19 protein-coding genes and 1 pseudogene are annotated in these 21,538 nt (G+C 63.7%); 9 read left to right on the top strand and 11 right to left on the bottom strand.

What is annotated here, in order from left to right; genetic code table 11:
• Window positions 1-150: 150 nt before the first annotated feature.
• The 6 genes and pseudogenes from BUE39_RS32070 (at window position 151) to BUE39_RS32095 (ending at window position 4,931) form a co-directional block, all read left to right on the top strand.
• On the top strand, window positions 151-681 hold the full coding sequence (locus BUE39_RS32070) for an NUDIX hydrolase (RefSeq protein ID WP_073432649.1): 531 nt from the start codon (window positions 151-153) through the stop codon (window positions 679-681).
• 107 nt (window positions 682-788) lie between these two features.
• Window positions 789-1,238 (top strand): annotated as a pseudogene (locus BUE39_RS32075) (acyl-CoA thioesterase).
• 4 nt (window positions 1,239-1,242) lie between these two features.
• A complete protein-coding gene (locus BUE39_RS32080) occupies window positions 1,243-2,181 on the top strand; it encodes a branched-chain amino acid ABC transporter permease (RefSeq protein WP_073432651.1) in 939 nt (312 codons plus the stop codon).
• Window positions 2,174-3,472, top strand: a complete 1,299-nt coding sequence (locus BUE39_RS32085) for a branched-chain amino acid ABC transporter permease (RefSeq protein ID WP_073432653.1) — start codon at window positions 2,174-2,176, stop codon at window positions 3,470-3,472. Before BUE39_RS32080 ends, BUE39_RS32085 begins: the two co-directional genes overlap by 8 nt.
• Window positions 3,469-4,221, top strand: coding sequence for an ABC transporter ATP-binding protein (locus BUE39_RS32090; RefSeq protein WP_073432655.1), 753 nt, complete (start codon window positions 3,469-3,471; stop codon window positions 4,219-4,221). Before BUE39_RS32085 ends, BUE39_RS32090 begins: the two co-directional genes overlap by 4 nt.
• The gene (locus BUE39_RS32095; RefSeq protein ID WP_073432657.1) at window positions 4,218-4,931 is read left to right on the top strand and encodes an ABC transporter ATP-binding protein; all 714 of its coding nucleotides are present in this window, start codon (window positions 4,218-4,220) and stop codon (window positions 4,929-4,931) included. The genes BUE39_RS32090 and BUE39_RS32095 overlap by 4 nt, the downstream gene beginning before the upstream one ends.
• 360 nt (window positions 4,932-5,291) lie before the next feature.
• Here the strand turns inward: BUE39_RS32095 and BUE39_RS32100 are convergent, their stop codons facing one another.
• From BUE39_RS32100 to BUE39_RS32150, 11 genes are all read right to left on the bottom strand, one after another.
• Complete coding sequence (locus BUE39_RS32100; protein WP_073432659.1) at window positions 5,292-5,945, bottom strand: hypothetical protein; 654 nt, start codon at window positions 5,943-5,945, stop codon at window positions 5,292-5,294.
• A 78-nt stretch (window positions 5,946-6,023) separates the two neighbouring features.
• Window positions 6,024-7,103 (bottom strand): DUF535 family protein, encoded by a 1,080-nt coding sequence (locus tag BUE39_RS32105; RefSeq protein ID WP_083086638.1) that lies wholly within the window; start codon window positions 7,101-7,103, stop codon window positions 6,024-6,026.
• 65 nt (window positions 7,104-7,168) lie between these two features.
• Complete coding sequence (locus tag BUE39_RS32110) at window positions 7,169-7,801, bottom strand: hypothetical protein (protein WP_073432663.1); 633 nt, start codon at window positions 7,799-7,801, stop codon at window positions 7,169-7,171.
• A 52-nt stretch (window positions 7,802-7,853) separates the two neighbouring features.
• Window positions 7,854-8,510, bottom strand: coding sequence for a LuxR C-terminal-related transcriptional regulator (locus BUE39_RS32115; protein ID WP_073432665.1), 657 nt, complete (start codon window positions 8,508-8,510; stop codon window positions 7,854-7,856).
• Window positions 8,511-9,186: 676 nt separating this feature from the next.
• Complete coding sequence (gene iolB / locus BUE39_RS32120) at window positions 9,187-9,987, bottom strand: 5-deoxy-glucuronate isomerase (RefSeq protein ID WP_073432666.1); 801 nt, start codon at window positions 9,985-9,987, stop codon at window positions 9,187-9,189.
• Entirely contained in the window at window positions 9,984-10,910 is a 927-nt protein-coding gene (gene iolE / locus BUE39_RS32125) for a myo-inosose-2 dehydratase (protein WP_073432675.1), read from the bottom strand. The genes iolB and iolE overlap by 4 nt, the downstream gene beginning before the upstream one ends.
• A gap of 10 nt (window positions 10,911-10,920) precedes the next feature.
• Window positions 10,921-12,888, bottom strand: coding sequence for a 3D-(3,5/4)-trihydroxycyclohexane-1,2-dione acylhydrolase (decyclizing) (iolD, locus tag BUE39_RS32130; RefSeq protein WP_073432677.1), 1,968 nt, complete (start codon window positions 12,886-12,888; stop codon window positions 10,921-10,923).
• Complete coding sequence (locus BUE39_RS32135; RefSeq protein ID WP_073432679.1) at window positions 12,885-14,924, bottom strand: bifunctional 5-dehydro-2-deoxygluconokinase/5-dehydro-2-deoxyphosphogluconate aldolase; 2,040 nt, start codon at window positions 14,922-14,924, stop codon at window positions 12,885-12,887. The genes iolD and BUE39_RS32135 overlap by 4 nt, the downstream gene beginning before the upstream one ends.
• Window positions 14,925-14,989: 65 nt before the next feature.
• A complete protein-coding gene (locus tag BUE39_RS32140) occupies window positions 14,990-15,817 on the bottom strand; it encodes an ATP-binding cassette domain-containing protein (protein ID WP_073432681.1) in 828 nt (275 codons plus the stop codon).
• Between the two features lie 13 nt (window positions 15,818-15,830).
• Window positions 15,831-16,988: an ABC transporter permease gene (locus BUE39_RS32145; RefSeq protein WP_073432683.1), complete on the bottom strand. Its 1,158-nt coding sequence runs from the start codon at window positions 16,986-16,988 to the stop codon at window positions 15,831-15,833.
• Window positions 16,989-17,134: 146 nt separating this feature from the next.
• Window positions 17,135-18,181 carry a sugar ABC transporter substrate-binding protein gene (locus BUE39_RS32150; RefSeq protein ID WP_073432685.1) on the bottom strand — a complete coding sequence of 349 codons (1,047 nt, stop codon included), beginning with the start codon at window positions 18,179-18,181 and terminating at the stop codon, window positions 17,135-17,137.
• Window positions 18,182-18,459: 278 nt separating this feature from the next.
• Here BUE39_RS32150 and BUE39_RS32155 point away from each other — a divergent pair, with 278 nt between their 5' ends.
• Genes BUE39_RS32155 through BUE39_RS32165 form a run of 3 tightly spaced genes read left to right on the top strand, consistent with a single transcriptional unit; the run spans window position 18,460 to window position 21,390 of the window.
• Window positions 18,460-19,341, top strand: coding sequence for a MurR/RpiR family transcriptional regulator (locus BUE39_RS32155; RefSeq protein WP_073432687.1), 882 nt, complete (start codon window positions 18,460-18,462; stop codon window positions 19,339-19,341).
• Entirely contained in the window at window positions 19,334-20,350 is a 1,017-nt protein-coding gene (gene iolG / locus BUE39_RS32160) for an inositol 2-dehydrogenase (protein WP_073432689.1), read from the top strand. Before BUE39_RS32155 ends, iolG begins: the two co-directional genes overlap by 8 nt.
• Window positions 20,350-21,390, top strand: a complete 1,041-nt coding sequence (locus BUE39_RS32165; protein ID WP_073432691.1) for a Gfo/Idh/MocA family oxidoreductase — start codon at window positions 20,350-20,352, stop codon at window positions 21,388-21,390. Before iolG ends, BUE39_RS32165 begins: the two co-directional genes overlap by 1 nt.
• Window positions 21,391-21,538 lie beyond the last annotated feature (148 nt).

The raw sequence follows: 21,538 nt of genomic DNA on the forward strand, positions 1-21,538 counted from the left end.
CGCACGACACGCACGACACGCACGACACGCACGACACGCACGACACGCACGACACGCACGACACGACACGACACGACACGACACGACACGACACGCAAAACCTAGCCGGCCCAACACCACGAACTACGCCACGAAACCCGCCCACTCGCCATGACCGAATACCGATTTTGTCCGCGCTGTTCCACGCCGTTGATCGAACGCGCCGATGCCGAGCATGAAGGCGGTCGCATCCGTCAAACCTGTCCCGATACGGCATGCGGCTACGTCCACTGGAATAACCCGCTGCCGGTGGTCGCGGCGATCGTCGAGTACGAGGGCAAGATTCTGCTGGCGCGCAACGCGGCGTGGCCGGAGGGCATGTTCGCGCTGATCACCGGCTTTCTGGAGAACGGCGAGACGCCGGAACAAGGCATTGCGCGCGAAGTGCTCGAGGAAACCTCGCTGCACACGGAGACCGTCGAACTGATCGGCGTGTATGAATTCATCCGCAAGAACGAACTGATCATCGCGTATCACGTGAAGGCGTATGGAACGATCGCGCTGTCGCCGGAATTGCTCGAATACCGGCTGGTGGAGCCGGCGAAGTTGCGGCCGTGGCGAGCGGGCACCGGCCAGGCGCTCGGCGAATGGATGCGGCGGCGCGGCTTGCCCTTCGAGTTCGTCGAGAAGCCGGGGCAATAACGCCCCCGCCCGGCGCACGCACACGCAGCCCAAACGCGGCCGCAACGCAACCCAAACGCAGCCAAAACGCAGCCAAAACGCAACCCCACCCCCGACGCCACGCCACCATGAACAAACCCGCCCCCGCCGCGCGCGCCGCGTACCCGCATTTCCTGCCGATCACCACGCGCTGAATGGACAACGACGTCTACGGGCACGTCAACAACGTCGTCTATTACAGCTACTTCGACACGGTGGTGAACGACTATCTGATCCGCACCGGCGTGCTCGACTTCGAGCATGGCGCGACGATCGGTCTGGTGGTCGAGACGCACTGCAATTACTTCGCGCCGCTGGTGTTTCCGGATCGCGTCGAGGCCGGCTTGCGGGTCGCGCGGCTCGGCACGTCGAGCGTGCGCTATGAAGTGGGGCTCTTCAAGGAAGGCGACGACGAGCCCGCCGCGCAGGGTCACTTCGTGCACGTGTATGTCGATCGCGTCACGCGTCGTCCCGTGAGCTTGCCCGCCGATCTGCGCGCGGCGCTCGAACCGCTAAACGTAGCCGGGCAGGCGGGCTAGGCGCGTGCAGTCGTTCGTCATCAATCTGCTCAACGGTGTCAGCTACGGCTTGCTGCTGTTCATGCTGTCGGCCGGCTTGACGCTGATTTTCAGCATGCTCGGCGTGCTGAATTTCGCGCATGCGAGCTTCTACATGCTCGGCGCTTACGTCGGTTTCTCGGTGGCGGCGCATGCGGGTTTCTGGAGCGCGCTCGTGATCGCGCCGCTGATCGTCGGCGCCATCGGCGCGGCGCTCGAGCGTTGGCTGTTGCGTCGCGTGCGCGTGCACGGCCACCTCCCCGAGTTGCTGCTGACGTTCGGCGCGGCGTATCTGTTGGGCGAACTGGTCAAGCTCGGCTGGGGCGTGAGTCCATTGAGCGCGACGGTGCCGCCCGCGCTCGACGGCCCTTTGTTCACGCTCTACGGCGCGGCGTTCGCGCGCTATCGGGCGTTCATGATGGCGGTGTCGCTGGTGATGCTCGCGCTGCTGTACGCGGTGCTGCGCGTCTCGAAGACGGGCCTCATCGTGCGCGCCGCGCTCACGCACGCGAGCGCCGTCGAAGCGCTCGGCCACGACGTGCCGCGCGTATTCACCGGCGTGTTCGCGGCCGGCACGGCGCTCGCGGCGTTGGCCGGCGTGATCGGCGCGCCGCTCTTCGTGATCGAACCGGCGATGGCGGAATCGCTCGGCTCCATCGTGTTCGTGGTGGTCGTGATCGGCGGCCTGGGCTCGTTGAGCGGCGCGCTGGCGGCGTCGCTGCTGGTCGGCTGCGTGCAGACCTTCGCGGTGGCGAGCGACGTGTCGCTGGGCGGCGTGCTGGCGGCGTTCGGCGCCTCGCTGCCCGCCGAATGGGACGCCTTGACGCTCGCGCAACTCGCGCCGCTGATTCCCTATCTGCTGCTCGTCGCGATGCTGGCGCTGCGTCCGCGCGGACTCTTCGGGCGGCGCGACGAGCATGCGTGAGCCCTTCGGACCGTCCGCGTTGACCGCCACCTCCGCCTCGGCGTCGCGCCGCATGTGGCGGCTGATCGCGCCGTGGCTCGCGCTCGTGCTGTTCCTCGCCGTGCCGCCGTTCATCTGGCCGCAAAGCTGGCTGCTCGCCTATCTCGCGCAGACCGCGACGATGATCGTGTTCGCGCTCTCGTACAACCTGCTGCTCGGCGAAACGGGCTTGTTGTCCTTCGGCCATGCCGCCTACTCGGGACTCGGCGCGCTCGTCGCCGCGCACGTGTTCAATCGCGTCGGCGTGCCGCTCGTCCTGCTGCCGTTGATCGGCGGACTCGGCGGCGCGCTGTGCGGCATCGTGTTCGGCTTCATCTCGACGCGGCGTGCCGGGACGGCCTTCGCGATGATCACGCTCGGCATCGGCGAACTCGTGTCGGCGGCCGCATGGACGCTGCCCGACTGGTTCGGCGGCGAGGCGGGCGTGGCGATCGATCGCGCGAGCGGCCACGCGCTCGGAAGCTGGAGCTTCGGGCCGGCCCGCGAGGCGTATGCGCTGATCGCGCTGTGGTGCCTGCTGGCGAGCGCGGCGCTGTTCGCGCTGTCGCGCACGCCGTTCCTGCGCCTTGCCAACGCCGTGCGCGACAACCCGGCGCGCGCCGCGGCGATCGGCTGCTATCCGCGTCGCGTTCGCCATGGCGTCGTGGTGTTGTCGGCGTTTTTTGCGGGCGTCGCGGGCACCCTGGGGCTGATCAACGTCGAACTGGTGTCGAGCGAAAGCGTCGGCATGATGCGTTCGGGCGCGGTGCTGATCGCGACGGTGATCGGCGGCACGGCGGCGTTCTTCGGACCGGTCGCGGGCGCGGTCGTGCTGACGTTTTTCAGCGTCGCGGTGGCGAGCGTCACGCGGGCGTGGCTGTTCTATCTCGGGCTGTTCTTTGTCGTGGTCGTGGTGATATCACCCGATGGCATCGCGGGCTTCATGCAACGGCATATCGCACGCGTCGCGGCATGCGGTTGGCGAATGTGCCGCGCCATGTATCTATGGGGCGCGGCTGCCGCGTTGCTGTGGACGCTGGCTGTCGTGCTCGCGGTGCAATGGGCATACGCGGTGCAATTCGGCATCGATGACAGCGCGTCTTTCGGCGTCGACGGCCTGCCGCTGTGGATGGCGTCGTCGGCGCTATGGTTCAGCGGCGTCGTATTCATGCTGGCCGCGTTGGGCGCACTGTCGGCGCGGCGCGCCGTTCGCGCGCAAGCGCGCCTTGCGATGAACTCGCGCTCCACGCGAATCGCCGGAGACACGCAATGATCCCGGCGCTCGCGCTGTACGGCATCGAAAAACGCTTCGGCTCCACGCGGATTCTGCGCGGCGTCGATCTCGCGATCGAGCCGGGCGAGCGCCATGCGTTGATCGGCCCGAACGGCGCGGGCAAGTCGACGCTCTTCAATCTGATCGCCGGCGGCGCGCGGCCGAACGCGGGGCGCATCGACCTGTTCGGCGCGGAGATCACGCGACTCGCACCGGCCGCGATCACGCGCCGCGGCCTCGCGCGCAGCTTCCAGACCACCAGCGTGTTTGCCCGGCTGACGGTGTTCGACAACCTGCGCTGCGCGGCGATGCTCGCCGAGCGCGACCGCACGCGCTGGTGGCAGCGTTTCACCGGCTCGGCCACGGTGAACGCGCGCGCCGACCAGGTACTCGACGCAGTGGGCTTGAGCGCGCGCCGCCACCTTCAGGCCGGCACGCTCAGCTATGCCGAGCAGCGCGCGCTCGACCTCGGTCTCGCGCTCGCGGGCGGCGCGCACACGTTGCTGCTCGATGAGCCGACGGCCGGCATGAATCGCGCCGAAGCGGCGCGCGCGATCGAGCTGATTCGCGCGACCACGGCGGGCCGCACGCTGCTGATGGTCGAGCACGACATGGACGCGGTGTTCGCACTCGCCGATCGCATTTCGGTGCTGGTACAAGGGCGCATCATCGCGACCGGCACACCGGCGGCGATTCGCGCGGATGCGGCGGTGCGCGCCGCCTATCTCGGCGACGGATTCCGCGCATGACGGCCTTGCTCGACATTCGTCGACTCAACGCCTGGTACGGCGCGAGCCAGGCGCTGCACGGCGTCACGTTGCGGATCGAGGCGGGCGAGGTGCTGGCGCTCGTCGGGCGCAACGGCTCGGGCCGCTCGACGCTCGCCCGCGCGATCATGGGCCTCGTGCGCAGCGAGGGCGGCTTGCATTTCGCCGGTCACGCGCTCGGCGGGCTGCGCACCTTCGAGATCGCGCGTCTCGGGCTTGGCTACGTGCCCGAACAGCGCGACGTTTTCCCGACGCTGAGCGTCCACGAAAATCTGCAACTCGGTGTCGTGCCGCATGCGCGCGCCCGCATGCCGCGCTTTAGCTTCGACGATGCTTACGCGCTGTTTCCCGTCTTGCGCGAGCGGAAGCGCACGCGTGCCGGCGCGCTGTCGGGCGGCGAGCAGCAAATGCTGACGCTTGCCCGCGCGCTGCTCGGCGACCCCGATTTGCTGGTGATCGACGAGCCTGGCGAGGGTCTCGCAAGCCAGGTGATCGCGCAGGTCGCGCAGTGTCTGCGCATGCTGCGGGATCGCGGTGTCGCGATGCTGCTGATCGAACAGCGGCTCGTGATCGCACAGGACATCGCCAGCCGGGTCGCGGTGATGGGGCACGGCGAGATCGTGTTCGACGGCGAGCTCGCGGTATTTTTGCGGCGGACCGATGTGGCGAGGGAATGGCTTGGCGTGGGGTGAGGGTGGGGTGGTGCCTGGCTGGTTTATTGCGGTGTGGTGTTTGGGGTTTGTTGTCACTACATGGCGTTGGCGTTGGCCTTTCCTTGATTTGTTAGTGGTCTATTAGCGTTGCCCCTGTGCGGGGCGGCACCTACTTTTCTTTGCCGGCCGCAAAGAAAAGTAGGCAAAAGAAAGCGGCTCACACCGCTAATTCTTAAGTGGAGCCCTCGCGCAGTAACGGTAGTGGTGCATCTGGAATCCGTGTTCTCGCGCACTCCGGCGTTCGTGACACAGCAGTCATTCTTCCGGCGGCGCTGCGCGCGCCGTCGCGGTACTTTTGGCGATCTTCGGTGCTGGCTCGAGGGGAGCGCTAGTACTCCATCAAGAGGCATTGCCGACGCGAAGCTTCGCCCTCTGGATAATGCTTAACACCTTCGCCGGGCTCCGCGGGTAGATGTGACTCAGCAGGCTTAGCTCTCCGCTTCGGAATAAGAGGACAGCCCCCTGTGGCAAAACAGTGAACTCCCGGCGCGCACGGTTGCTGTGGCGTTCGTGTGCACGAAACGTGTTGCGAGCAGGAAATCGATCCCGTCCAGCCTTTTGCACGGGCTCCCTTCGTCTGCATGGCCTTGGCACTTGGCCTACGTGCAAATGCCCGTGTTCGTCCTGGCGATACTGTGCCTGCAACTTGCCGGTCGGGTCCGCGAACACCAGAAAATGCTGCGAGCGCTGGTCGTATGCGGTCACCAGAAATCCTCCCCAACTGATCGCAGTGGGCGCAGCCTGGCAATTCAATGTTGTGTCGACGACGTCAGCGTCGGTGACCGGCTGCTCGCCGGAACTGAACAAGTTTCCCCATAGACTCCAGCGAGCATACTCGTGCAGCCCTTGGCGCATTGTCTCGCTGACTGGCGAGGGGAACCTCGCTATACACACCGAATCGCCGTCCGTGTATTCGATCCATTTCGATGCGTCGCAATCCACTTCGGTCACTAAATCCGCTATATCGGGCGTGCTTAGAATGGCGTAGGTCATAGCTTTAGGGTTAAGCGCGCTATTGGCGCATTGCGAACCGACAATGTCGGACGACGTCATAGGCAATGGCGGAGGTAATCAATGGCGCCGATAACGTCTGTGCCTGCATGGCTGGCCTTTCACTTGAGCGCAATTCGCTTCTCTGGCTCTTGCCACGGCGGATCCGATCTGAACATGCAGCGACGCCTTCAGAGATTCTCGACGTTGCCGACGAGTCGGCGCACTGGTCGTTTGCCTGAACGTCGCCTCATGTGGGCATCGAGGCTTGCCGAGAACGAACCAACCCTTCCAGACTTTGCGCTTGTCTCTCTGATTCGAGAGCGCCCCGTAGTCGGCGGCGATCCGGTTTCTTCCGAATCGATAGCGCCAGCTCGAATAGATGTGCGCCTCGTGACATACGATCATGACGTTGCGGATTTCGAGCGCGAATGCCAGGGATTGAGCTAAATAAACAATAAGGTCCTTGGGCCGTAAACCGTGCCATTTCCGCGTCAGCGAACGAAAAAGGTCTTGCCCTCCGGCAGAGCGATCCGGGCCTTGCACACATCCGATCAAGAGCCGGGGTCGACAAATCCGTCCACCTATGTGCGCGAGCGAGAATGTGCATGAAACCAGGCGCCATCCTCCAATATCACGGACGCTGAGCGTCCAGTCGCCCTCCTTCTGGAATCGGTCAAGCGATTCAATGAGCACATGCCAGTTCTCGGACTCGACTTCGAACTTGGCCACCCTGTGCCCATGGCCGGCAGCGAGACTGTTCACGATCGCCGGAATCGAAGCCTGCGTAAATGCCTGGTGTTGCGCGCTTACGATAAAAGCCTGCTCCGCGGTAAAACTGCCATGCAGAAAAGGACGGTGCATTCGTTCGAGCATGGTCGGACAGTGTCGCGCCAGGTGTGCCAGAGGAGGTTGGGTGCATAAGCCAAGCCAACTGACAGTAGGCCGCCACCACAGCAGTGATCTGCAAAAGAACCGTAGACGCCTCAAGCGTTCAAATGACGATGAGCCGGGATAGGCCTGCTGCGCACTCGCGGTTATGAGCGAAATTGAGCGCAGCAGTGTCAGAGGATTGACGGAAATACGTTGGGATGAAAACTGAAAAGTATCCGCCTTCGATGTACCGGTGGGCACTTCCAATCTTCGCCGAGTTAGTTGCATGCGTAACGCCCTTTAGTCTGGTCTGCCTCGTAGCAGCGGGGGTACTGCGGAATTAAAAATAGGAGTCAGTTTTCTACGGCGTTGCTCGATGCAGGAGCATCAACTGCTCGCTTCTCGCCCCAGTACTCAGCGAGATAATCCACGACATCGACCGTGGACACGATGCAGGATGTCGTCGCATCTGGGCGCTGCTTCATGGGATACCCCAACGGTGACCTGCCTTCCAGTGCTTGTCCCGGTTTGCAGAAAGCCTCGTCGCCCGAATCGTGGCCGTTGTATGCCGCGGAGCGGTGGCCGCGTGTCAACCAGCGCTCGTATTCTTGCCTTGTTTGCGGGACGTTAACGGCTAACGTGCTCGACTGTACGCCAGCCGATCTCTCGGAGAACAGCACGACCCTTGCGCCAGTGACGCGGCCCTGTGCCAACGCGTCTTCGAGGGCCCATCCGTACTTCGATTCCCTGAAAACAGATTGGCCGATCTGAACCATGTTGCGGGCTTTCAGTTCATTACGGCGGCTCTCTAACGCTTCGGTTGCGACAAGGTCCGGCGACTTTTCGAAGTCCGGCAGATACGTACCGTGATTGGCGAACTGCCGGTAGTGATCCGCAAATGGGTTGGAGCATCCGCTAAGCGCCGAAACAAGCAAGGGGGCAATTACCGCATGGATCGACTGCCGCGCCGTGAATTGCGCATTCATACGCATGGCCTTTGATAGTCGCTTAATCGTGGAAGAATGGCCGCGAGATCAATCACGTCTGCGTAGCTTCCTGGAAACCATTAATCGCGAACAGGGCATCCAGATACCTGAGACCAAAGAGTTCTGCGTCTGACTCCACGCCCAGCTTTCTCATCGCCTTCGATTTGTGGGCACTGACTGTCTGCTTGGCGCGGTGCAGCTTACGGGCGATCTCGCATACCGAAAGGCCGGATAGGAACAGCCGCAGAATTTCCGTTTCCCGTGCGGTCAGTACGCAAGATACGTCGAGATTGCCCGCCATTGGCTTTAGACACTGAAGAGCGGGAGATACGTAGATGGCGCCGGCGTGTGCCGCCTGGATTGCGTGCGCCAGGTGGTTGACGGCATCGCATTTGTGCAACACTGCGCCGATGCCTAAGCGCGACATCGTTGCCAGCAGCGCGGCATTGTGCATGCAGACCTGCACGACCATTTTCAAATGAGGGTGAGCGGCACGAAGCGCGGACATCAATGAGCCGAAGCCTTCCCACCTGCACGAGCAGTGATCGATAACGAGCACGTCGCAGGGAGTGTCAGCGGCCAAAGTGAAGAGTTCGCTACTACTGTGTGCGATTCCGACCAGGTCGACGTCGTCGCATTTGCTGAGCGCGGACTCGATTCCCAGCGTAAAGAGCGGATGGCTATCCGCAGCGATGACTTTTATTGCCATGGGTCGTGCTCCAAAGCTGGTTCAGTTAACACGGGATGACGAGGGCGCATAGCACGATCGGTCATTGGAAGACCGGGTGCATGACTCGATAGCCTGCTAAGGTATTCCATAAGCATGGCGTGACTCAATTGGACGCGTCCTGTTTTTGCCAATGTTTTTGGCCGAAGCAGGCGTCTCGATGTTAGCCATGAGGTTGGAAATAACATGCGACGACCGCATATTGAAGCGATAAAGCGTCGCAGTGTGTGCAGACGCGTACACGCGGAAACGCGGCGCGCACCGTCGCGGCACGTCGCCAATCAATCGATTCACGACGGAGCATCGCCGAGGCGAAGCCGATGGCCCCCAAGGCGCACAAACGCCCCGCCCCGTTGGTTTCCCTGGCAGCCCCATCCGCGACGCACGCAGTGCGGAGTGGGAGCTAATGACGGCTTTGTCACTAATGCGGAATGTGCGAGAACACGGATTCCAGATGCACCACTACCCCCTCCGAGCCAGGGGACCCACTTAAGAATTAGCGGTGTGAGCCGCTTTCTTTTGCCTACTTTTCTTTGCGGCCGGCAAAGAAAAGTAGGTGCCGCCCCGCACAGGGGCAACGCTAATAGACCACTAACAAATCAAGCAAAGGCCAACACCGCAGGCACGTAGACAACAACCCGCCGAGCAGGCAAAAACATCAACCTTCCTTCCCAACAATCCACTCATGCGCCGGATCATTCCGAAAATGCCAAACCCTCCGCGCCCCGGCCATGACATTCAGGTAATAAGAGTCATACCCATAAGGCACAACGACCGGATGATACCCACGCGGAACCATCACCACGTCATGATTCTCAACGGCCATCGACTCATCGATATCCCGCATGTCCGTATACACGCGCTGAAAAGCGAACCCCTGCGGCGGATCGAGCCGATGATAGTAAGTCTCCTCGAGCGAACTCTCATGCGGCACATTATCCGTATCATGCTTATGCGGCGGATAGCTCGACGCGTGCCCGCCAGGCGTCCTGACCTCGACGACAAGCAAGGACTCGGCAGGCTCCGTCTGCGGAAGAATATCGCATACGTATCGCGTATTCAGACCCTTGCCCCGCGTGGAGCGCTTCATCGAGGAAGGTTCGATCAACCTCGCGACATACTCGCCCTTCGCCGGCGCGCTAGCCACGCCAATCTCCGCATCCCGACGCGCACGCACCGTCGCGCGCACGCCGGGCGGCAAATACACCGCATATGGCGCGGCATCCTCGAACACGCTATCGCGCGAACCCAGCGAGCTCCACGTGCGCTCCGCGGTTTCGATATCCACCGAACCCGTGAGCACGACAATGCACATCTCACGCGACGGCTCGAACAGATGCACCACCTCGCTCGTGCCCATCCGGTAGGCGGCGAATCCCACATACCGCCAGCACGCCGATTCCGGCGTCACTCGCGCGATCGTCTGGCCTTCGCGCTGCGCCTTCACCAATAAACTCATGCTGCCTCCTGCTCAGTCTTGCTTGCGGCGCCGAGCGGCGCGTCGACCAACGTCCGCAATGTTCTGTAGCCCTTCTGCGCATACTCGAACGAGGGGGCCACCACCGGGTCCTGTTCCGCTTCCACCACGAGCCAGCCGCGATAGCCGTGCCGCTTCAACCGGTCGATGATCGCCGGGAAATTCACCGCGCCGTCGCCCGGCACCGTGAAGGCGCCATTGATCACCGCGTCGAGAAAACTCCAGTTGCGATTGCGCGCGAGCCTGGTCACCGCGGGGCGCACGTCCTTGCAGTGCACGTGGCATACGCGCGCGATATGTTTGTCGAGCACCGCGAGCGGATCGCCGCCGGCGAACGTGATGTGCCCCGCGTCGAACAACAGGCCGACAGCATCGCTCGTGCGCGACATCAATTGATCGGCGTCGGCGGGCGTTTCGACATAAGCGCCCATGTGATGGTGATAAGCCAGCCGCACGCCGCGGCTTTGCGTGTAACGCGCGAATTCATCGACACGTGCGGCATATTCAGCCCATTGCGCTTCGCTGAAAAAACGCGGGCGCTGATACAGCGGCTGCGGCGCGCCCTGAATTGAATCGGCGACTTCGCCGTACACCATTGCGGTCGCGCCGTTTTGCGCGAGCAGTTCGAGATGCGGGCCGACCGAGGCGATTTCTTCCTCGACGCTGCGCCGCGCAAGCCGGCCCGAATACCAGCCGGATACCAGGGCGAGGTCGTATTGCGCGAGCAGCGTCTTCAATGCCTGCGGTTCGCGCGGAAACTTGTTGCCGAGCTCGAAGCCTTGATAGCCGATCTGGCGGCCTTCCGTCAACGCCAATTCGAGCGGCGTCTCGCCGCCCAGCGAAGGCAGATCGTCGTTCATCCACGAGAGCGGATTGATGCCGATGCGTACGTCGAAAGTGGTCATGCGGGCGTCCTCATTCCTTGTCGGTGCGGTCGGCGGCGGCCATCGGTTCGGCGCGTGCCGCGAGCTGTGCTTCGTATTTCGCACGCGCCACGCGCACGCTATCGCGCGCCGACACCTCGGGCACGGCCACTTCCCACCACCAGCCGCCGTCGTCGGTGGTGCGGGCGGGGTCCGTGTCGATGCTGATCACGTAGGTGCGATCGGCGGCGCGCGCGCGTTGCAGCGCGGCTTCGAGTTCAGCGATATTCGCGGCGTGCTCGGCCTGCGCGCCGAGCGCGCGGGCATGCGCGGCGAAGTCGATTCGCGGCGCGCCGAGCGGGCCTTGCAGGCAGTCGTCGAGCAGGTTGTTGAACGGCGCGCCGCCGCAGGCCTGTTGCAACCGATTGATGCAACCGTAGCCGCGATTGTCGAGCACCACGACGATCAGCTTCGCGCCGAGCATCACCGAAGTCGCGATCTCGCTGTTCATCATCAGATAGCTGCCGTCGCCGACCATCACGATCACTTCACGCTCGGGGCGCGCGAGTTTCACGCCGAGACCGCCGGCAATCTCGTAGCCCATGCACGAATAGCCGTACTCGACGTGATACGCGCCCGGCCTGCCGGCGCGCCACAGCTTGTGCAATTCGGCGGGCAAGGTGCCGGCCGCGCACACGACGATATCGTCCTTATCCGACGCCGCGCTCGAACGCTGCACCGCGCCGATCACGTCGCCCTCGTAAGGCAGCACGGTCTCGCGTTGCGGCGCATGCGTGAGCGTGCTCACCGTGTCGCGCCAGCTCGCCGCGAGTTTGTGCGCGCGTGCCGTCCACGCGCGGTCCGCGTGCCAGCCTTGCAAGCGTTCCGCGAGCGCCTCCAGCGCGAGACGCGCGTCGGCTTCGACCGTCAACGTGCGATGCTTGACGCCGTCGAAGGCGTTGGCGTTGATGCCGATCAGCTCGGCCTGGGTGAACAGCGTGTTCGAGCCGGTGGTGAAATCCTGCAAGCGTGAGCCGATCGCCAGCACGCAGTCGGCGTCGAGCGCGAGCGCGTTCGCGGCGGGCGAGCCCGTCACGCCCAATGCGCCGGCGTTCAACGGATCGTTCCATGCAAGCGAACTCTTGCCGGCCTGCGTTTCCGCGACCGGAATGCCGTGCGTGGTGGCGAAGCGGTGCAGCGCGTCGCTGGCGCGCCCATACAGCACGCCGCCGCCCGCGACGATCAACGGACGCCTGGCGCGCCGCAGATGCGCGAATGCGGCGTCGATCTCGTCGTCGCGCGGCGCGGGCGAATGAAAAGTCACGACACGCGGCGCGAAAAAGTCCGCGGGGAAATCCCATGCCTGCGCCTGCACGTCCTGCGGCAACGCGAGCGTGACGGGACCGCACAGCGCGGCGTCGGTCAGCACGCGAAGCGCGCGCGGCAGCGCGGTGAGCAATTGCGCCGGATGCACGATGCGATCGAAGTAACGCGACACGGGTTTGAAGGCGTCGTTGGCGGACACGCCGCCATCGTTGAAATCCTCGACCTGCTGCAAGACCGGATCGGGCGCGCGCGAGACGAAGATGTCGCCGGGCAACAGCAGCACCGGCAGACGGTTCACGTGCGCGAGCGCGGCCGCCGTGATCAGATTGGTCGCGCCCGGCCCGATGGAAGTCGTGACCGCCATCATGCGGCGGCGGAAATGCGCCTTCGCATACGCAATGGCGCTGTGCGCCATCGCCTGTTCGTTATGCGCGCGCAGCGTGGGCAATGCGTCGCGGTGCTGATACAAGGCTTCGCCCATTCCCGCGACGTTGCCGTGCCCGAAGATCGCGAACACGCCGCCGAAGAGCGGCTCGCTACCGCTGCGGTCCTCGGTCGCGACGCGTTGCGCGGCGAGATAGCGCACGAGCGCCTGGGCGGTCGTCAGCCGAACGGTGCCGGCGAGGCGCGAGCTTGCTTCGCCGGTGCCTCGAGCGGACGCCGCATCGTCATGATGCAATACGCGGTGGTTCATGCCGCCTGCTCCTGGTGATGGCTCGCCGTGGCGGACTGCGCGGCTGATGTGCCGCGAGCCGCGCGCCACGATGCGATCAGTGTTTCGAATGTGCGGCGCACGCGTGCGATCAGTTCGTCGTCACCGATATCGCCGGCGAGCCACGCATGGCTCGGCTCGTGAAAGATCGTGCGGCCCACGGTGAAGCCGCGGCACGTCGCGGATTGCGCCGCCGCGCGAAAGCCCTCGTTCAACTGTTCGACGCCCGCCGCCAAACCGAGCAGCACCACGCCCCGGCAATACGGATCGCGCTCGGCGATCAGCGCGTCGACGGCTTGCCATTGCGCGGCGTCCATCGGTTCGAGCTTCCACCATTCCGGATAGATGCCGATGTTATAGAGGCGCTTCAACGCGCGATACACGATGTCCGGCCCTTGTGGCAGATGGGCGTGCTTCGGCGGAATCACTTCGAGCAGCAGTTCGTGGCCGCTCGCTTGCGCCGCGTCGTAAAGCGCGCGCAATTGCGCTTCCTGTTCGAGGCGCTGTTCGATCGGTTCGTCGGGATGGAACTGCACGAGGCACTTGGCGATATGCTCCCGCGGCCACGCGACGAGCGTCGTGCCGATCGAGCGGCCATGATCGAATACCAGCGGCACGGAGCCCGGCAATTCCACCGGACGCCCGAGCCACCAGCCGCGGCCGGTCGCGGCGTTCAACGCGTCCTGACCATAGCGGTCGTCGATCAATACGGCGATGCGGCCTTGCAGACCCAACGCGCTTTCGGTCTGCGCCACCGCTTCGACGAATAGCCCTTTTAACCGCGCGATGCGCGTTTCATCGGCGCCGGTTTGCTGCGCGAGTTCGAAGAACTGGTTGCGATGATCGAACGCGAAGCCGAGTACTTCGTTCCATTGCTTGCGCGCGGGCGAGACGCGATGCAAGCGCGCCAGCGTCGCGTCGCGATCGGGGCGGCGCATGCGCTGCGGGTCGGCTTTCGCTTCGCGCAGGAAGTAGTCGAGCTCGGCCGGCGTCGGCATGGCCGGCGCGCAGCCGTGGCGCGAAACCACCAGCGCGCCGCTCGCGTTCGCGGCGCGTGCGCAGGCTTCGAGCGACTGATCGCGCAACCATCCCGAGAGAAAGCCCGAGGCGAACGCGTCGCCCGCGCCGAGCACATTCAATACTTCGACTTCCACGCCGCCGTGAACCGGCAGGTCGTCGAGCGAGGCGGGCACCTTGCCGTCGATGATCTGGCAACCCATCGGCCCGCGCTTCAACACCAGCGTGGCGGGCGTGACGGCGCGCACCATCGCGAGCGCGTCGACCAGGTCCGTTTTGCCGCCGGCGATGCGGAATTCCTCTTCCGTGCCGATCACCAGATCGAACAGCGGCAGAATGCGCTGCAAATGCGCGGTCACGCCTTCGCTCGCGACAAAGCGGGTTTCGCCGTCCGCCTTGCCGGTAAGCCCCCACAACACCGGACGGTAGTCGATATCGAGAACCGTGCGCACCTGGTTGCGTCGCGCGTAATCGAGTGCGCGGCGGCTCGTGCGGTTCACCTGCTCGGTGGAAAAGTGCGTGCCGGTAATCAGCAGCGCTTTCGACGACGCAATGAACGCTTCGTCGAAATCCGCTTCATCCACGGCCATATCCGCGCAGTTCTCGCGATAGAAGATCAGCGGAAAGGTGTCGCGGTCCTTCAGGCCGAGCAGCACCAACGCGGTGAGGCGTTCCTGATCGACGCGCACATGGCTGACGTCGCAGCCTTCCTTCGTCAAGGTTTCGGTGAGAAAGCGGCCCATGTGATCGTTGCCGACGCGCGCGAGCATCGCCGAGGCGAGGCCGAGGCGCGCGCAGCCGAACGCGATATTCGCCGACGAACCGCCGAGGTACTTCGCGAAGCTCGACACGTCTTCGAGCCGCGCGCCGACTTGCTGCGCGTAGAGATCGACGGCGAGGCGGCCGAGGCAGACGACGTCGCGGCCGCGGTCCGGCGCGAAGCGGCTGGCCGCCGTCCCGACTCCGGTTGCGGCGCCGCTGGATGTGCTGGAATGATCCATGAATATTCCTGAGTGGCTGTACGCGGCGACCGGCGCGGCAAGCACCGGAACGCCGCGCGAATGAATCAGATCTCCGCGCCTTCGAGTTCGCCGATCATCTTCTGCATCTCGGCGCCGCCGGCCATCATGTCGAGCACTTCGTCCTTGCTGATGGTGTCCTTGGTGAACGTGCCGAGCGATTTGCCGCGATTGAGCAGCGTGAACGAGTCGCCGATCGGATACGCGTGGTGCACGTTGTGCGTGATGAAGATCACCGAGATGCCCTTGGCGCGCGCCTTGTGAATCAGCTTCAGCACGTTGAAGCTCTGCTTCACGCCGAGCGCGGCGGTCGGTTCGTCGAGGATCAGCACGCGTGCGCCGAAGTGAATCGCCCGTGCAATCGCGAGGCACTGTTTCTCGCCGCCCGACATGGTGCCGATCGGCTGATGCGGGTCGCGCACGTTGATGCCCATTTCCGCGAGTTTGTCGCGCGCGGTGGTTGCGCTGGTTTCGAGGTCCATCACGCTCAGAAAGCCGAACAGTTTCTTTTGCGGCTCGCGTCCCATGAAGAAGTTGCGCGCGACCGAGAGCAGCGGCACCAGCGCCAGGTCCTGGTAGACGGTGGCGATGCCGAGATCGAGCGCGTCTTTCGGCGACTCGAACAGCACCGGCTTGCCGTCCACCAGATACTGGCCGGAAGAGGGCTGATGCACGCCGGCGAGCGTCTTGATGAGCGTCGACTTGCCCGCGCCGTTGTCGCCGAGCAGGCAATGCACTTCACCGCGTTTCAGACGCAAGGTCACGCCGCTCAACGCGATCACCTTGCCGAAATACTTGCTGACGTTCTCCAGCGCGAGAATGATGTCGTCCTGCGCCGCGCTTGCGGTGCTTACCGTATTCGTCGTATCGGACATGATCGTCTCCTCGTTACGATTGCGCGACGCGGCGGCGCACGTAGTGATTGAACAGCACGGCGATCAGCAGCATCACGCCGAGGAACACGCGGAACCAGTCGGAGCTGACGTTGGTGTACGTGATGCCGATTTGCACGACGCCGAAGATCAGCGCGCCGAAACAGGCGCCGACCACCGAGCCGTAACCGCCCGTCAGCAAGGTGCCGCCGATCACCGCGGCGATGATCGCCTCGAATTCCTTTTGCAAGCCGCGGTCCGCTGCGGCCGAGCCGATGTCGCATACTTGCAGCACCGCGAACAGGCATGCGCAGAACGCGGTCAGCACGAACAGCGAGATTTTCACGCGGCGCACCGGCACGCCGACGTTTTTCGCGGCGTTCGCGTCGCCGCCCACGGCGAGAATCCAGTTGCCCGCGCGTGTCTTGGCGAGTACGAAGGCGCAGACAGCCGCGAGCGCGATCCACCACAAGATCACTTTGGGAATGCCCGGCACCAGCGCATGACCGTTATCGAGCATGGTGCCGATGCCGTGTTGCGCGAGCATCGTGAAGAAGCCGTTGAACGCCACGCCATGAAACAGCGTATTGGCGAGCCAGTCGTTTTGCGCGAGATCGCCCACGCCGGAAACGATGGTGCGGTCCGCGAACATGATCGATAGCGCCAGCGTGAGGCCGCGCAGGATGAACAGAAACGCGAGCGTGACGATGAACGACGGCAGGCGCGTGCGCATCACCAGATAGCCGTTCAGCGCGCCGAGCAGCATGGAGCCGGCGAATGCGAACAGGATCGCGAGCGAGATCGGCCAGTGAAAATACACGGACGGAATCGCGACCATCATCCCCGAGAAGCCGATCATCGAACCGATCGACAGATCGAACTCGCCGGCGATCATCAACAGACATGCGCCGACCGACAGTATCCCGAGATAGGCGGACACTTGCGACCAGTTCATCACGCCGTCGAGATTGAACATGCCGGAACTGCCGGCGGTCAGCGCGAAAACCAGGAACACCAGCACCGCGCCGGAAATCGCGGCGAATTCCGGCCGGTTCAGCAAATGACCGAACCATGATTCCTTGCGCACGCGCTCATCGGAATCCGAATGCGACGGCGCCGCATTGGTGTTGCTCGTTTCGACAGGCGGGGGAAAGTGTTTGCCGGCTACACCCATGACGTCTCCTTGGAGCCCGGCTGTGTCTCGGTTCACGCGCGAAGGCGGAGTGAGAACGGCAGCCGGTGAAATGCGCGGTGGAGGCGGGCGTGCCGCCCGTATCGAAGCGGCCGCCCGCCGCGCGCGTGACTAACTAGAGGAAAGAATCAGCGATACTGCCCTGCGTACTTGATGACCTTGTCGAGGTTGTCCCTGGTGATGAAGCCCGGACCCGAGCGGATGTTCTTCGGTCCATACGACGGCGCGAGACCGTAGGTATCGAGGCGCGCCTTGAACTTCGGATTGGCTTCGAGAATCTGGCGGATCTTCGCCGGATCGGTGGTGTGCTCCTTCTTCACGATCGCGAGCACCGCCACCGGGATATAGCCTTGCAAGTACGGCTGCTGGTCGATCGCGAACTGGATCGTGCCGGCCTGGATCGCCTTGGCGATGTCGTCGGAGAAGTCGAACGTGGCGAAATAGATCTTGCCCGCGAGGCCCATCTGCTGAACCGCTTTCAGCGTGGCCGAAGCGGGGGTCGGTCCGAGCGTGAGGATCGCGCCGGTGTTCGGATGGTTGCGCAGATAGGCGCTGACCTTCGACTGGATTTCGGTCGGGTCCTGGCCGGAGTCGATCGTGGACGACTTGTAGTCGACGCCGAGCGCTTCGGCGAAACCGCGGCAACGGTCGAACGAAACCGTGTTGGTGGCGATGTGATTGACGCACAGGAACGACTTCACGCCGGCTGCTTTCGCTTTCTCGCCGGCCGCCTTGCCGGCGACGTATTCGGGTTGTCCCACGTGCATGATCGCGCCCAGTTGCGCGCTTTGTTCCTCGGTGCCCGAGTTGATCGTGACGAGCGGAATCTTCTTCGCGGTCACTTTGCTGATCGAGCTTTTCAGCACGTCGTAGTCGGCGATGGTGACGATCACGCCGTCGTAATTGCGCGCGGCCGCCTGTTCGACCAGACGCGCCATGTCGGCGATGTCGCCGTTCGGCGGATTGCGATAGTCGGTCTCGACGTTGAAGTCCTCGTCGGCCTGCTTGATCGCGTTCTTGATGGTGTTCCACCACGAATCCGAATCCGGCGCGTGGCTGATCAGCACGAAGTGGGCGTCAGCCGCGCGGGCGGCCGAAGCCGCGCCGAATCCCGTCGCCAACGTCAATGCCGTTACCAGAATCCTGAGCGTAGCCTTGCCCTTGCAAAGTCTCATTGTCTCCACCTTTTCTCGGTCTGTCGTTATTGAAGGGAGCCTCTGGCGGGCGGCTTTTCATCCGCTTGCGGCCGGTATGGGGTCGCCCTTGCACCATTGCTCACGACCAAGATTAGGCCATCTTCCGAAGCGTTGCAATGAAAATTTCATGATAAATAAAAATGGAAAATACGTTCCATTTGCTCGGCGCCCTGCCTATAATCGGCAGCGTCAGGAGGCAGTGTGGGCGGGCGTTGCAAGCGTCTGTCGCACTGCAATAAAGCACCCGAGAGAGAGCCATGGCGGAAGAGAGCACCGAGGAATTGCCGAGCGTCGATGAATTGATGCAGCGCATCGCGGAAAACTACGAAGCGTTGCCGCGTCAGTTGAAAAACGTGGCCACGTATATCGAGCAGCATCGGTCGAGCGTGATGGTGGATCGCACTAGCGACATCGCGGCGAGTTGCGGCGTGCATCCGTCCGCCGTGGTGCGGTTCGCGCAGCGCTTCGGCTTTTCCGGCTTCTCCGATTTGCAGGCGGTGTTCCGTCAGGCTTACACGGGGCAGGGCACGTCGTCGCCGAGTTATCAGCAGAGGATTCGCAAGCTGATCGACGAGAAGCCCGGCGCATTGTCCGGCGGTTCGGTGGCGCGCGAATTCATCGCGGCTTCGCGCGGCGGTCTGGAGGAACTCGAAGCGGGACTCGACGACAAGCAGTTCGACGCCGCCGTGAAAATGCTGCAGCAGGCCGACAACATCTACGTGGTCGGCGTGCGGCGCTCGTTTCCGGTGGCGAGCTACATCGTCTACGCGTTGCAACACACGCCCAAGCGCGTGCATCTGGTGTCGGGATTCGGCGGCATGTACCGCGAACAGATTCGCAGCGTGAAGAAGGGCGACGTGGTGATCGCGATCAGCTTCGCGCCCTATGGCAAGGAAACGCAGTATTGCCTGCGCGTGGCGCACCATCATCAGGCGAAGACGCTGGTCATCACCGATAGCCAACTGTCGCCGCTCGCGCGCTACGCCACCACGCAACTGTATGTGAAAGAGGGCAGCGCGTTCGCGTTCCGCTCGCTGACCAGCACGATCTGCTTGTGCCAGGCGTTGTTCATCGCGCTGGCGTACAAGCTCGAATTGAACGTGGAAGAATCCAAGGACATGGGAGGATACGATGACTGACGCGGTAAGGACGATCGACGTAGCGGTATTCGGCGCGGGGCGCATCGGCAAGATTCATGCGGCCAATCTCGCGCGGCAACCGGGCGTGCGGCTCAAGTACGTGGTCGACGTGAATCGCGAGGCGGCCGCGGCGCTCGCGGCCGAACACGGCGCGCAGGTCGCGGATATCGACGGCGCGATGGGCGATGCGTCGATCGGCGCGACGGTGATCTGTTCGAGCACGGACACGCATGCGGACCTGATCATGCAATCGGCCGCGCAGAACAAGCACGTGTTCTGCGAGAAGCCGGTCGATCTCACGCTGGAGCGTGCGCGCGCCTGCGCCGAAGCGGTCGCGCGCGCGGGCGTGGTGTGCATGATCGGCTTTCAGCGCCGCTTCGATCCGACGTTCTCCGCGCTGAAGTCGCGTATCGATGCCGGCGAGATCGGCACGCCGGAAATGCTGGTGGTGACGAGCCGCGATCCGGGCGCGCCGCCGGTGGAGTACATCAAGCATTCCGGCGGCATCTTCAAGGACATGCTGATTCACGACTTCGACATCTTCCGCTGGATTCTCGACGACGAAGCGGACACGCTGCACGCCACCGGCAGTTGTCTGTCCGACCCGGCGATCGCGGAAGCGGGCGATATCGATTCGACCGCGGTGACGATCCGCACGAAGCGCGGGCGGTTGTGCCAGATCAATACCGCGCGCCGCGCCGCGTACGGTTACGACCAGCGCTTCGAAGTGCTCGGCAGTGCCGGCATGCTGCAGGCGGGCAACGTGCGGCCCACGGAAGTGACCGCGTACTCGAGAACCAAAGTGTCGAGCGACGTGCCGGAAGCGTTTTTTCTCGAGCGTTATCGCGCGGCTTACGCGCTGGAAATCGCGCATTTCTTCGACGCGGTCACGCACGGCAAGCCGGTGCGCACGACCGTCGCCGATGGCTTGAAAGCGCTCGAACTCGCCGACGCCGCCACGCGTTCGTGGCGCGAGGGCCGCGCGGTGAAACTCGGCGAGGCGTCGTGATGAAGGCGGCCGCGGGGCGGGTTCGATTGGGTATGGTCGGTCTTGGGCGGTTGGGCAAGCGTCATGCGGAGAATCTCGCGTATCGCGTGCCCGGCGCGGTGCTCGTCGCCGCTTGCAGCCCTCTGGAGGAAGAGCGGGCGTGGGCGCGCGAGGCGCTGCCCGAACCGCGTCTTTATGACGATTACGCCGACCTCCTCGCCGATCCCGAGGTGGATGCGGTGTGGCTCGTGACGCCGTCGTCGTTGCACGCGCAGCAGATCGTGGATGCGTTGCACGCCGGCAAGCATGTGTTCTGCGAGAAGCCGTTGTCGCTGGACCTCGCCGAATGCGAGCGCGTGCTGGCCGAGGCCGCGCGCTATCCGCATCTTCAGGCGACGATCGGCTTCATGCGGCGTTTCGATCCGAGCTATAGAAACGCGTTCGACATGGTCGAAGCCGGCAAGATCGGCAGGCCGTTTCTCGTGCGCTCGCAGACCACGGACAAGAACGATACCGATGGTTTCTTCGTGCGGTTTGCGGCAACCTCCGGCGGCATTTTTCTGGACTGCACCGTGCACGACATCGACGTCGCGCGTTGGTTGCTGGGCAAGCCGCGCGCGAAGCGGGTGTTCGCGGCGGGCGCGATTGCGCTGCACGAGGGGCTGCGTGAGTTCGGCGATGTCGACAATGGCGTGGCGATTTGTGAATTCGAAGGTGGGAAGCTCGCGATGTTCTATGCGTCGCGCACGCAGGCGCATGGGAATGACACGCATAGCGAGGTGATCGGCACGGGCGGTGCGCTGGCGATCGGGCGCAATCCGCGTGCGAACCGTGTCGAGATTTATGATGCGACCGGTGTTCGCAATGAATGCACGCCGAGTTTTTTTGATCGGTTCGAGGAGGCGTTTTTGCATGAGGCGCGAGCGTTTGTCGCGGCGGTGCGGGGTGGGGGGAAGGGCCGGGGGCAGGGCGGCGCCACATTGGAGGATGCGGTTGAGGCTACTCGGATTGGGGTGGCTATGCGGGAGTCGTTGGTGAGGGGGGAGGCTGTTGTGGTTTGATGGTTTTTGGTGGTTTGGCCTGCTCGGCGGTGGTGGTTTTGGTGTTGTTTTTGTTGGCCTTTGCTTGATTTGTTAGTGGTCTATTAGCGTTGCCCCTGTGCGGGGCGGCACCTACTTCTCTTTGCCGGCCGTGTACAGACCGGGGACA

The sequence above is a fragment of the Paraburkholderia terricola genome, assembly GCF_900142195.1.
Lineage (GTDB): Bacteria > Pseudomonadota > Gammaproteobacteria > Burkholderiales > Burkholderiaceae > Paraburkholderia > Paraburkholderia terricola.

Coding starts and splice junctions, on each gene's coding strand:
- BUE39_RS32070 (WP_073432649.1), top strand. CDS start 151: ATGACCGAATACCGATTTTGTCCGCGCTGTTCCACGCCGTTGATCGAA.
- BUE39_RS32085 (WP_073432653.1), top strand. CDS start 2,174: ATGCGTGAGCCCTTCGGACCGTCCGCGTTGACCGCCACCTCCGCCTCG.
- BUE39_RS32090 (WP_073432655.1), top strand. CDS start 3,469: ATGATCCCGGCGCTCGCGCTGTACGGCATCGAAAAACGCTTCGGCTCC.
- BUE39_RS32095 (WP_073432657.1), top strand. CDS start 4,218: ATGACGGCCTTGCTCGACATTCGTCGACTCAACGCCTGGTACGGCGCG.
- BUE39_RS32100 (WP_073432659.1), bottom strand. CDS start 5,945: ATGACCTACGCCATTCTAAGCACGCCCGATATAGCGGATTTAGTGACC.
- BUE39_RS32105 (WP_083086638.1), bottom strand. CDS start 7,103: ATGCAACTAACTCGGCGAAGATTGGAAGTGCCCACCGGTACATCGAAG.
- BUE39_RS32110 (WP_073432663.1), bottom strand. CDS start 7,801: ATGAATGCGCAATTCACGGCGCGGCAGTCGATCCATGCGGTAATTGCC.
- BUE39_RS32115 (WP_073432665.1), bottom strand. CDS start 8,510: ATGGCAATAAAAGTCATCGCTGCGGATAGCCATCCGCTCTTTACGCTG.
- iolB (WP_073432666.1), bottom strand. CDS start 9,987: ATGAGTTTATTGGTGAAGGCGCAGCGCGAAGGCCAGACGATCGCGCGA.
- iolE (WP_073432675.1), bottom strand. CDS start 10,910: ATGACCACTTTCGACGTACGCATCGGCATCAATCCGCTCTCGTGGATG.
- iolD (WP_073432677.1), bottom strand. CDS start 12,888: ATGAACCACCGCGTATTGCATCATGACGATGCGGCGTCCGCTCGAGGC.
- BUE39_RS32135 (WP_073432679.1), bottom strand. CDS start 14,924: ATGGATCATTCCAGCACATCCAGCGGCGCCGCAACCGGAGTCGGGACG.
- BUE39_RS32140 (WP_073432681.1), bottom strand. CDS start 15,817: ATGTCCGATACGACGAATACGGTAAGCACCGCAAGCGCGGCGCAGGAC.
- BUE39_RS32145 (WP_073432683.1), bottom strand. CDS start 16,988: ATGGGTGTAGCCGGCAAACACTTTCCCCCGCCTGTCGAAACGAGCAAC.
- BUE39_RS32150 (WP_073432685.1), bottom strand. CDS start 18,181: ATGAGACTTTGCAAGGGCAAGGCTACGCTCAGGATTCTGGTAACGGCA.
- BUE39_RS32155 (WP_073432687.1), top strand. CDS start 18,460: ATGGCGGAAGAGAGCACCGAGGAATTGCCGAGCGTCGATGAATTGATG.
- iolG (WP_073432689.1), top strand. CDS start 19,334: ATGACTGACGCGGTAAGGACGATCGACGTAGCGGTATTCGGCGCGGGG.
- BUE39_RS32165 (WP_073432691.1), top strand. CDS start 20,350: ATGAAGGCGGCCGCGGGGCGGGTTCGATTGGGTATGGTCGGTCTTGGG.